This window comes from Tsukamurella conjunctivitidis (genome assembly GCF_007858475.1).
Taxonomy (GTDB): domain Bacteria; phylum Actinomycetota; class Actinomycetes; order Mycobacteriales; family Mycobacteriaceae; genus Tsukamurella; species Tsukamurella conjunctivitidis.
In genome coordinates, this window is sequence record NZ_VIGX01000023.1 from 46379 (window position 1) to 56954 (window position 10576).

At 70.1% G+C, this 10576-nt stretch carries 9 protein-coding genes and 1 pseudogene; 2 read left to right on the forward strand and 8 right to left on the reverse strand.

The genetic code is table 11. The features are described 5' to 3' along the window. Positions 1 to 47 precede the first annotated feature (47 nt). The 5 genes from atzF to FK530_RS22225 are packed head-to-tail and all read right to left on the reverse strand — an operon-like array spanning position 48 to position 6691. Complete coding sequence (atzF, locus tag FK530_RS22205) at positions 48 to 1694, reverse strand: allophanate hydrolase (protein ID WP_146489144.1); 1647 nt, start codon at positions 1692 to 1694, stop codon at positions 48 to 50. Then, complete coding sequence (locus tag FK530_RS22210) at positions 1691 to 3682, reverse strand: 5-oxoprolinase/urea amidolyase family protein (protein WP_146489145.1); 1992 nt, start codon at positions 3680 to 3682, stop codon at positions 1691 to 1693. The genes atzF and FK530_RS22210 overlap by 4 nt, the downstream gene beginning before the upstream one ends. Then, positions 3679 to 4278, reverse strand: coding sequence for an urea amidolyase associated protein UAAP2 (locus tag FK530_RS22215; RefSeq protein WP_146489146.1), 600 nt, complete (start codon positions 4276 to 4278; stop codon positions 3679 to 3681). Before FK530_RS22215 ends, FK530_RS22210 begins: the two co-directional genes overlap by 4 nt. Before the next feature lie 24 nt (positions 4279 to 4302). Further along, positions 4303 to 5145: an urea amidolyase associated protein UAAP1 gene (locus tag FK530_RS22220; protein WP_146489147.1), complete on the reverse strand. Its 843-nt coding sequence runs from the start codon at positions 5143 to 5145 to the stop codon at positions 4303 to 4305. A 1-nt stretch (position 5146) separates the two neighbouring features. Next, entirely contained in the window at positions 5147 to 6691 is a 1545-nt protein-coding gene (locus FK530_RS22225) for an amino acid permease (protein ID WP_146489148.1), read from the reverse strand. A gap of 135 nt (positions 6692 to 6826) precedes the next feature. Between FK530_RS22225 and FK530_RS22230 the strand changes: the two genes are divergently transcribed. Then, positions 6827 to 7471: a TetR/AcrR family transcriptional regulator gene (locus tag FK530_RS22230; protein WP_146489149.1), complete on the forward strand. Its 645-nt coding sequence runs from the start codon at positions 6827 to 6829 to the stop codon at positions 7469 to 7471. A 7-nt stretch (positions 7472 to 7478) separates the two neighbouring features. Here the strand turns inward: FK530_RS22230 and FK530_RS22235 are convergent, their stop codons facing one another. The 3 genes from FK530_RS22235 to gnd all read right to left on the reverse strand — a co-directional run bounded on the left by FK530_RS22235 (position 7479) and on the right by gnd (position 10020). Then, positions 7479 to 8066: a DUF3558 domain-containing protein gene (locus tag FK530_RS22235; RefSeq protein ID WP_146489150.1), complete on the reverse strand. Its 588-nt coding sequence runs from the start codon at positions 8064 to 8066 to the stop codon at positions 7479 to 7481. Continuing rightward, on the reverse strand, positions 8057 to 8437 hold the full coding sequence (locus FK530_RS22240) for a hypothetical protein (RefSeq protein WP_146489151.1): 381 nt from the start codon (positions 8435 to 8437) through the stop codon (positions 8057 to 8059). Before FK530_RS22240 ends, FK530_RS22235 begins: the two co-directional genes overlap by 10 nt. Positions 8438 to 8577: 140 nt before the next feature. Beyond that, positions 8578 to 10020 (reverse strand): NADP-dependent phosphogluconate dehydrogenase, encoded by a 1443-nt coding sequence (gene gnd / locus FK530_RS22245; RefSeq protein ID WP_146489152.1) that lies wholly within the window; start codon positions 10018 to 10020, stop codon positions 8578 to 8580. Positions 10021 to 10153: 133 nt separating this feature from the next. Between gnd and FK530_RS22250 the strand changes: the two are divergent. Then, positions 10154 to 10450 (forward strand): annotated as a pseudogene (locus FK530_RS22250) (very short patch repair endonuclease); the annotation flags it as partial. Positions 10451 to 10576 lie beyond the last annotated feature (126 nt).

The following is a 10576-nucleotide window of genomic DNA, read 5'->3' on the forward strand; positions in this document are numbered from 1 at the left end:
CAGAACTTCGTGGGCAGATCTCCTCGTTGACCCGCAGTCGATTCCGATCAACGGTCGAGCCAGTACTCCACGTCGAGGTCGCGGGCGTCGCTCAGCGCCGAGGCCTGACAGCCGAACCCCACCACGGCCCGGCCGTCGTCGAGATTCACGGACCCGAGGGTCATGGGCGCGGGCAGCCGGGCGAGGAACGTCCCCAGCGCGGCGGGTGGGAGTCGCCAGAGCTCGCCGCGAATGCCGCGGCCGTGTTCGGTGTCGTGGACGAGGCCGGGCTTGGGCGGCGTCGTCGCCAGTGCGACCAGCCGATATTCATCGGCCGTCCGGATCTCCCCCGCCCAGTATGCGCCGAGCGACGTCAGCTCATGCTCGAGCGGCTGGTTGCGCAGGTGCGCCCCGAAGACCGCCAGGTCCACTGCACCGGCGAGATCGAGGTTCCACGGCGTCACGGACGGCACGCCCGTGATTCGCGCCGCGAGCTCGAACGCGAGTCCGTCGTGTCCGGCGGGCGCGAGCAACGTGATCCCGAACTGCGCGCCGTCGGCGGTCTCCCCGGCCGGGACGGCGACGCCGCACAGGTCGAGGAGGTTGCAGAAGTTGGTGTACGTCCCCATCTCCGCGTTCACCCCGACCGGGTCGGCCGCCACCTCGGCGAGCGTCGGGTGCCGCGGCGCGGTGGGCACCATCAGGCCGACGAAGTCCTCGAAGAGCGCCGCGGCCCGTGCGGCGACGGCGCGGAGCTCGGCGTGGTCGGAGGCCAGACGGTGCGCGGGAACGTCGCCCGCGGCGCCGACGATGCCGGCCACCGTCGGGTCGAGGCCCGCCTCGTCGCCCGCCGCGATGACGAACTCCCCCACCGCGCTGTACCGCTCGGCGACCAGGGCACCGTCGTAGAGGAGCTTCGCGGCGGCGAGCAGCTCGGAGACGTCGACGGGCTTGACCCGCAGCCCGGCCGCCTCGGCGCGGGCGACGGCACCGTCGAAGGCCTCGCGCCAGGCGGCCGGCAGAGCGGGGAGCTCGGCGGGGATCGCGAGCGCCGCGTCGGACGCGGCGGCGAACGGGGTGTCCGCAGCCCAGCGGCGGGTGCCCGTCGTGCCCATGACCGCCATCGCGCGGCCGGCCGTGACGAGGTCGCGGGCGAAGACCGTGACGCAGTCGTACGACGCACACGCGGGCACGACCCCGTCGGTGCTGACGGCGCCGATCGTCGGCTTGATGCCGACAATGCCCTGCAGCCCGGCGGGCACGCGGCCCGACCCCGCGGTATCGGTGCCGATCGCGATGTCGGCGTAGTCGAGGGCCACGGCGACGGCGGAGCCCGAGCTCGATCCGCCGGAGATGCGGTCGGGTCGCCGGGAGTCGCGCACCGCGCCGTAGGGGCTCCGGGTGCCGACGAGGCCGGTGGCGAACTGGTCGAGGTTCGTCTTGCCGATCACCACCGCGCCGGCGGCGCGCAGGGCTGCGACGGCGGCGGCGTCGGCCACGGGACGGTAGGCGTAGCCGGGGCAGGCGGCGGTGGTCGGGAGGCCGGCCACGTCGACGTTGTCCTTGACCGCCAGGACCAGGCCCGCGAGCGGCCCGCCCGCAGCCAGGGACTCCACGTACTCGGCGGCGACCTCGGGCTCCGGCCGCAGGGCGAGGAAGACCTCGCAGCGATCGTCGGCGGCGATGCGCCGGTAGATGTCGGCGATGCGGGTCATGCTGCGCTCCTCGTGAACTCGCCGGCGGCCGCCCAGCGGCCGCGCTCCTCGGCGCGGGCGATCTCCATTGCGGACCGCACCCGGGCGATGTCGTCGGCCTCGCGGGCGAGGAACGCACGGTGCGCGGAGAGCGAGAAGGATCCGGGCGTGATGTCCACCGAACCGCGGCCGGCGGCCGTGTCGGCGCGCAGGTCCGCGAGCTCCTCGGTGCTCACGGGGTACCAGCTGATCCGGTCGAAGTGCCGCAGCAGCCAGGGATGTTCGGGCTCGAAGCCACCTGCCGTAAGGGGGTGCCGGTGGTTCCACACCTGCGTGGTGCGACCGACGAACTGGTAGCCACCGGGCCCTTCCATGCCGTAGATGCACAGGTAGGCGCCGCCGATGCCGACGGCGTTCTCCGGCGTCCAGGTGCGGGCCGGGTTGTACTTGGTGGTCACCAGCCGGTGGCGCGGGTCGAGCGGGACCGCCACGGGCGCACCGAGGTACACGTCCCCGAGGCCGAGCACGAGGTACGAGGCGTCGAAGACGATCCGCTGCACGTCCTCGACCGAGCCGAGGCCGTTCATGCGGCGGATGAACTCGATGTTCCAGGGGCACCACGGGGCGTCGCCGCGGACGCCGAGGACGTAGCGCTCGATCGCCTCGCGCGTACTGGGGTCGTCCCAGGACAGCGGCAGGGAGACGGTGCGGCTGGGGACGATCATGTCGTCGGCGGCGGGGAGCTGCGACTCCGCCTCGCGGATCCAGTCGAGGGCCGCGGGCTGCCCCAGCGCGGTCGGGTCGAACTTCACCTGCAGGCTGCGTACGCCGGCGGTGAGGTCGATCAGGCCGCGCGGCGACTCCGCCCGGAGCCTTTGCTCGAGCGCGTGGACGCGGGCACGGGACTCCAGGTCGAGCGTCATGGCGCCGTACTCGACGAGGATGTTGTCGTCACCCGACCGGCGGTAGGTGATGGTGGTCTCGCCGTCCGCGGTCATCGACCGGGCGAGGACGCCGTCGTCGGAGTCTCCCCCGGCGGACAGCACGACGGGCAGGTTCGCACGGCGGGCCGTTCCGACAGTGCCGGGCGAGGCCGCCGCGGCCGCACGCAGGGGAACGAATCGCACGGCGTCGCCGGGGCGCAGCTGCCCCAGCTTCCAGCGGTCGGCCGTGGTCACCGTGACGGGGCAGACGAAACCGCCCAGGCTAGGACCGTCGGGGCCGAGCAGGATCGGGGTGTCGCCGGTGAAGTCGAGTGCGCCCACGGAGTAGGCGTTGTCGTGGATGTTCGACGGGTGCAGGCCGGCCTCGCCGCCGTCGGGGCGGGCCCACTCGGGCTTGGGCCCGATGAGCCGGACGCCGGTGCGGTCGGAGTTGAAGTGCACCTCGTAGGCGGTGTCGTACAGGGTCGCGATGTCGGCGTCGGTGAAGTACTCGGGCGCGGAGTGCGGCCCGACGGTGACGGCGAGCTGCCACTGGCTGGTGAACGCGGGCACCTCGTCGTCGAGGATGCGGCGCGGGGCGGCGACAGCGCCGGTGCCGACGGGCATTTCGTCGCCGGCGGCGAGGGTCCGGCCGTCGTGGCCGCCGAACCTACCCAGCGTGAACGTGGCGGCGCTGCCCAGATAGTCGGGCACCACCACGCCGCCGCGGACAGCGAGGTAGACGCGCATGCCGAGCGATCCGGTGGTGCCGATGGCGAGTTGCTGGCCGGAGTGGAGTTCGACCGGGCACCAGGTGGGGACGGGCGTCCCGTCGACGGTCACCGCAACAGGCGCGCCCGTGACCGCGACAGTGGTGGCCTCATCGACGGTGACGGCGAGGCCGCCGAGGGTGCACTCGAACCCCGGTGCACCCTCGTCGTTGCCGACGGCCAGGTTGGCGAGGCGGAAGGAGAGGTCGTCCATCGGGCCCGACGGCGGGACCCCGATCGACCAGTAGCCGGCGCGGCCGGGCCAGTCCTGCACGGTGGTCATCGGGCCGGGGCGGACGACGGTGAGGGTGGTCATGCGGCGGCCTCCGAGATCTCGAGCTCGACGGCGGTGGGGTCGAAGCCGTTGCAGGGGTTGTTGATCTGCGGGCAGTTGGAGATCAGCACCAGGGTGTCGATCTCGGCGCGCAGCACCACTTTCTTCCCCGGAGCGGAGAGGCCGTCGACGATGCCTAGTGTGCCGTCGGGGTCGACGGGGACGTACATGTAGAAGTTGACGTTGCCCACCAGGTCGCGCTTGCCGAGGCCGTGCCGGCTGCCCTCGATGAGGAAGTTCTCGACGCAGGCGTGCTGATGTTTGGTGTGGTGGCCGTAGCGCAGCGTGTTGGACTCCTGGGAACAGGCGCCGCCGAGGGTGTCGTGATGACCGACCTCGTCGTCGACGATGGTCATCATGGGGCGCGACTCCTGATCGCGGATAACGGTTCCGGTGCCGAGGAAGATGCTGCGCTGGCCGAGGATCGTCTGCTGGGCGCTGTAGCGGATGGTGTGGTCGTGCGCGCCGTAGAAGAGGGTGTCGACGGCCTGGTTGCCGTGCAGGTCGGTCATGGTGAGGGTCTGGCCGGCGGGGACGATGCCCGACCAGGGCGCCCGCGGGGTGACGGTGGCGTTCATGGGAGCTCCTTCTGGGGCTGGCGGTCAGTGCGCCGCGCGGTGGGCGTCTTCGGAATTGGCGACGGCGCGGAGGTATTCGGGGTCGGCGTCCGGGTCGGCGACGAGCGCGGCCAGATCGTCGTCGGCGCGCCAGGCCAGCACTTCGAGGAGGCCGGTGTCGAAGGTCGGCGACGGGTCGAGCGGGTGGGCGGTGTTCGCGACGGCGACGATGCACGGCAGGTGCAGCACCAGCTCCACGGCCTTCCCCGCCCCCGCGCTGCCGATGGAGGCGAGGGCACCGTCGGCCTCCACGGTGACGCCGTGGAAGAAGGAGACGGACGGGGCGACGTCGGTGGGCGTGAGGCCGTGCTTGGCGGCGGCGAGCACGAGCAGTTCCCGGCCGGCGGGGCTGTCCGAATGCGCCTCCCCCGCGCCGTACTTGGCGGTGTTGGTGGCGAGCGTGGTGGTGCCGCACAGGGCGTCGTGGTGGCCGGAGTCGTCGGCGACGACGGTGGCGAGTACGCGCCCCTGGTCGGAGAGCAGCGGGTGGCCCGCGCCGAGGTAGGCCTGCCACGGCACCTTGACGGTGTCGGCGACGTTGAGCCGTTCCCAGGGGGCGTCGGCGCGCCAGAGCAGGACGTTCGCGCAGGCGGTGCCGACGGTGTCGGTCAGGCGGATTCGGGTGCCGCGCGCCAGCACCTTCGACGTGTAGCGGCCGCCCGGGACGGTCTCCGCCCAGGTGAGAGCGGCGGCGGGCACGCCCGCGGGCGGGTCGGGCCAGGCGGTGGCGGGCACCGTCGGCATGCCTTCGACGCGGGTGTCGGCCTGGGCGCGGGCGTGCTCGCGGGCGCCCTGGGTGGTAGCGGTGGTCTCAGCGATGGCGGTCACGTCAGATGCCTTTCGTGGCGGGGAGGTTCGGGAGGACGGCGGCGACGGGGCGCGGGTGTGCGCGGCGCGGGAAGCAGGCGATGCCCGCGATGACGACGACCGCGATGGTGATCGGTCCGGCCCACTGCAGCAGCGGGGATTGGCCGGTGGGGTCGTAGATCTCGGCGCGCGGCCAGGCGAGGTTGATCACCATCGCTCCGCCGTAGAGGACGGCGGCGGCGTTGATCGGTACGCCCCAGCGGCCCAGGGTGAAGACCGGCTTTCCCTCGGAGTCGCGGACGGTGGCGCCGTGCGGCCATCCGCGGAGCCGCTGGTAGAGCATCGGCACCGTCACCGAGAGGTAGGCGAGGTAGATGAGCACGATGCACACGCTGGCAAGGGTGGCGAAGATCGCGGGATTACCGACGTTCACCAGCAGGACGGCGACGCAGAGGATTCCGATGAGCACTGCCGGGGCGACCGGCGCCTGGGTGCGCGGGTTCACGCGGGAGAGCTGCTCCGAGAACGGGAGCCGGTGATCGCGGGCCATGGAGAAGATGAGGCGGCTGCACGCGGTCTGGATCGCGAGGGTGCAGATGAACACGGCCACGGCGACGTCAGCCAGGAGGACCTTGCCCCAGAACGAGCCGAGGACGGACTGGAGGACGTAGGGCAGGCCGCCGGCGGCGAGCTCCTCCCCCAGTGTCGGCGCGGCCATGAGGGCGGTGATCAGCATGAGGCCGCCGCCGACCGCCGAGGCCGTGAGCGCGAATCGGATGGTACGCGGGGCGACCCGGCGGGGGTTGACGGTCTCCTCGGCGAGCTCGCCCGCCGAGCCGAAGCCGACCATGACGTACGCGGCCATGAGACCGGAGACGATGAACGCGCCGAGGTAGCCGCCCGAGCCGGTCGTGGTCGCGTGGGAGGTGTCGAAGACGACCTGGGGCCCGCGCTGGGCGTGCATCGCGAGGGCACCGATGACGGCGACCACGCCGACGAGCTCGCAGGTGACGCCGATGGCGTTGATGCGGCTCATCCAGTGCACGCCGATGCAGTTGATCGTGGTGGTGACGATGAGGAGGACCGTGCCGAGCAGGACGGCGTTGGCCGCACCGCTGGAGCTGGTGAGGGACGGGTCGTCGCCGATGAACTGGAAGCCCGACCACACGGTGGGCAGGACCACCTGCAGCGCGATCGCGGCCGCCGCGGCGGTGACGATCTGCGCGAGGATCATGAACCAGCCACCGAACCAGCCGATCACCTCCCCGCCGAGGCGCCGCGACCACTGGTAGATCGCGCCGGAGATCGGGTAGCGGGCGGCCATCTCGGCGAAGCACAGAGCCACGAGGAACTGGCCGAGGTAGACGAGGGGCCAGGTCCAGAAGAAGGCGGCCCCGCCGAGCGAGTAGCCCAGGCCGAACAGCTGGAAGATGGTGGTGAGGATGGACACGAAGGAGAACCCGGCGGCGAACGACGCGAACGTCCCGAGCGAGCGGCGCAGCTGCGGCTGGTAGCCGAGCTGGGCCAGATCATCCGAATCATGGTGTCGGGGTTGGGTGGTTGTCATGCGGCGGCTTCCCTGTCGGAGCTCTATCTGTCAGTTGATAGAAAACCGTTCTCCGGGGTCACCCGGATTGCCCCGCGGTAAGGACTGGGAAAACCAGCGCTACGAACATGTTTCGTGGCGGGTAGCCTGGCCGCTGTGACGGAGGCGAACGGCGGGGGCGGCGGTGGAGCCGGCGGCGGGGCGGAAACCGCAGGTAGGCGGGGGCGCCCGCGCGCGAACGATCCGCGCCGGCCCGGCGCTACGGCCGTCGACGAGATCCTCGACGCCGCCGCCGAGCTGTTCACCCAGCGTGGGTACGCGGCCACCTCGACGCGGCAGATCGCCGAGGCCGTGGGCATCCGGCAGGCCTCGCTGTACCACTACTTCCCCACCAAGGGCGAGATCCTGACCGCGCTGTTGGAGGCGACGGTGCAGGCGCCACTCGCGCTCGCACGCTCGGTCGTAGCCGCCGACGGGGCGCCTCTCGACCGGCTACTGCAATTGGCCCGGTCCGACGCCGGCCAGTTGCTGGCGGCGCAGTACAACCTGGGCGCGCTCTACCACCTGCCCGAGCTGGCGGCCGACGAGTTCGCCGAGTTCCGCGCCGACCGGGCGGAGCTGGCCTCGCATTACCGTTCCCTGGCCGCTGCTGTTCTGGGCGACGACAGCGACCCGCGCGTGCTCCTGCCGTTCCGGCTCGTGGAGTCCGTCATCGGCCTGCGGTCCGACGTTGCCGTCGGGCTTAACGGTGATGACCTGGTCGACGCGATCTGCCGGGCGATTCAGCAGGTGCTGGCGTAGACGTCGGTCACGGCGCCTTCGAGATCGCCAGCGTCGCCCACTCGATCGCCTTGTTGCACTCGGCCACCAAGCCAGGCGATGGCTTCGCATCCTTACCGTCCGCATGGAACACCGAATGGATAATCGCGCCCTCCGACATGAACGAGGCGAAACACCCGCTGTCGCGCTCGGTCGTCACAATTACAGTTCGCCCGCTGATGGTTCGATCTCGTTGCCACGGGCGACGGCTCTGCTTCGCCTTGTACACCTCGACCGAGACTTCGTTGCCCAACTCCTGGCTGAAGTAGCCCGTGCGGTCGGGCGATTGCCACTGACAACCGCGATAGTTCGGAGAGTCCGAAATCATCACGTCTTGCAGAGTCGCCGGATCCGCACCCAACGCACGCATCTCTTCAGCGGAGTATGCAGTGCACGGCTCGAAGCTGGTCCCATTGTTCCTCTCGTTCGTACGTTCCTTGTACTTCGGAACGAACGGCAGCGGGCGGGCGCTCACGCCTGCAGCACGCCCCTCAGGGACTGCTTGCCCCTCGACAGACACTGCGCAAGCGGAGAGCAGCATCGCGATCGTGACTAGGCCCAACGCTTTCAGCGCCATCTGACCTTTCCGATCCCCTCAGCGTTCTCCAGCTCAGTGTCGCCGATATCCTTGGCGATCTGGCGCAACGCAGCGGCGATGACTTCCGCCTCTTGCACCTCGCGCGTGAAATTCTGTACCACCGAGTTTTCATGGTCGTGCACTGCGACCCCGATGTTGTACGTCGCCGCCCGTCCCTCCACCGTGTCCCCGAGATAGTTGGTGCGACCAACGTGATCGAGCGAGCGGATCGCCACTCTCAGCCGTTCGGCGTGGCGATCGTGCGCCTTGGCCAGTTCCTCGATTGGGTCACCATCGAGAACCATGTTCGGGCGGTCGGCGATCCGCTGCTCCGCCTCCTGGCGAATCTTGTCCGCGTCAGGATTCCCCATGATTCCTCCGATCGTCACCGGCAGGAGAGCACGCGCCCTCATCAATTGGACGCACCAGCTCGGCGATCGGTTCCCCCCTCGTTCACCGAACACGGAAGGGGGCGCGACCGTGGCGGCCGCGCCCCTCACGTCGTCCGTGCTCAGTCCGTCTGGACCTCGCTGCGGTCACCCGACCACAGCGTGTGGAAGGTGCCCGGCTTGTCGACGCGCTTGTAGGTGTGCGCGCCGAAGAAGTCGCGCTGCCCCTGGACGAGCGCGGCGGGCAGGCGATCGACATTAAGCGAGTCGAAGTAGCTCAAGGCGGTCGCGAAGCCCGGAACCGGGACGGCCGCCTGGGTGGCGGTGATGACGACGCGGCGCCAGGCATCCTCGCCGTCGCGGATGGCCTGGGCGAAGTACGGGGCCTCGAGAAGGGTCGCGAGGTTCGGGTTCGTCTCGTAGGCGTCGGCGAGGACGTTGAGGAACTGCGCGCGGATGATGCAACCGCCGCGCCAGATCTTGGCGACGGCGCCCTTGTCGATGTTCCAGCCGTACTTCTCCGCGCCGGCGATGATCGCGTCGAAGCCCTGCGCGTAGGCGACGATCTTGGAGGCGTAGAGGGCCTTGGCGACGTCGTCGACGAAGGAATCGTCGACCCGCGGTGCGGTGGGGCGCTCGATGCCGAGCGCGCGGACCGCGTCGCGCTGGTTCCGCTTGGACGAGACGGCGCGGCCGAAGACGGCCTCGGCGACGCCGCCGACCGGCACGCCCAGGTCGAGCGCGGTCTGCACGGTCCAGACGCCGGTGCCCTTGCTGCCTGCCTGGTCGGTGACGATATCGACGAAGGGCTTGCCCGTCTCCGCGTCGACGTGCTTGAGGATGTCGATGGTGATCTCGATGAGGTAGCTGTTGAGCGGCCCCTCGTTCCACGTGGCGAAGAGGTCGGAGATCTGGGCGGGCGTGTAGCCGGCGACGTTGCGCAGCAGGTCGTAGGCCTCGCCGATGAGCTCCATATCGGCGTACTCGATGCCGTTGTGGATCATCTTGACGAAGTGGCCGGCGCCGTCGGTGCCCACGTGGGTCACGCACGGCTCCCCCTCGGCGACCGCGGCGATCGACGCGAGGATCGGGCCGAGGGTCTCGTAGGACTCCACGGTGCCGCCGGGCATGATCGACGGGCCCTTGAGCGCGCCCTCCTCGCCGCCGGAGATGCCGGCGCCGACGAAGTGGATGCCGGTCGGGGCGATCTTCGCCTCGCGGGCGATGGTGTCATGGAAGTTGGCGTTGCCGCCGTCGACGATGATGTCGCCCGGCTCGAACCGCTCCTTGAGCTGCTCGATCACCGCATCAGTGCCCGCGCCGGCCTGCACCATGATGATCGCGGTGCGCGGCTTCGCCAGGCTCGCGACGAACTCGTCGATGGTGTCGCTGGCAACGAAGTTCGCCTCGGGGTGGTTCTTGGCGACCTCGTGCGTCTTCTCCGGCGAGCGGTTGTAGATCGCGACGGTGTTGCCCTCCCGGGACGCCAGGTTGCGGGCCAGGTTGGAGCCCATCACCGCCATCCCCACCACTCCGATGTTCGCCTTGGCATCGTTGCTGCTCATCGCTTGTTCGTCCCTCTTCCTCGTGGTGGTTCACACTCGGCCCCTACGTTACGTCCCCATGCCCGACGGTGCCCCCACCTCACCCGCGAGTTCCTACTGTCACCCTCTCCGTGAGGGTTTGTACCCTTGAGCGGTGCCAAATAGGTCGCAGCCGGAATCCTGGGCATCCAGTCCTGCGCGGCGCCGCAATATGCAGGCCAATCGATCACAAGACACCAAGCCTGAACTCCGTGTCCGCCGCGCTCTTCACGCACTCGGCCTCCGCTACCGAGTGGGGATCGCCCCCGAACCGACGCTGCGCCGACGGGCCGACATCGTCTTCACCCGTGCGCGCGTCGCTGTGTTCATCGACGGTTGCTTCTGGCACGGCTGCCCGGAACATGGGCGCTCAACGTTCAATCACAACGCCGACTACTGGCCTGAAAAGATGGGACTGCTGCACGATCGGGTGACAGTGTCGGTGTCATGCCGCTGAGGCGGCTGTGTTGATGATCGTCTCGTATTCGACGGGCGTCAACCGGCCGAGGCGGACCTGACGGCGTCGGCGGTGGTAGGT

What these genes read in the sequence shown, in the direction of transcription:
- FK530_RS22225 (WP_146489148.1), bottom strand. Translation starts at nt 6,691, where the DNA reads ATGACAACCACCCAACCCCGACACCATGATTCGGATGATCTGGCCCAG.
- atzF (WP_146489144.1), bottom strand. Translation starts at nt 1,694, where the DNA reads ATGACCCGCATCGCCGACATCTACCGGCGCATCGCCGCCGACGATCGC.
- FK530_RS22240 (WP_146489151.1), bottom strand. Translation starts at nt 8,437, where the DNA reads ATGGGGAATCCTGACGCGGACAAGATTCGCCAGGAGGCGGAGCAGCGG.
- FK530_RS22235 (WP_146489150.1), bottom strand. Translation starts at nt 8,066, where the DNA reads ATGGCGCTGAAAGCGTTGGGCCTAGTCACGATCGCGATGCTGCTCTCC.
- gnd (WP_146489152.1), bottom strand. Translation starts at nt 10,020, where the DNA reads ATGAGCAGCAACGATGCCAAGGCGAACATCGGAGTGGTGGGGATGGCG.
- FK530_RS22210 (WP_146489145.1), bottom strand. Translation starts at nt 3,682, where the DNA reads ATGACCACCCTCACCGTCGTCCGCCCCGGCCCGATGACCACCGTGCAG.
- FK530_RS22215 (WP_146489146.1), bottom strand. Translation starts at nt 4,278, where the DNA reads ATGAACGCCACCGTCACCCCGCGGGCGCCCTGGTCGGGCATCGTCCCC.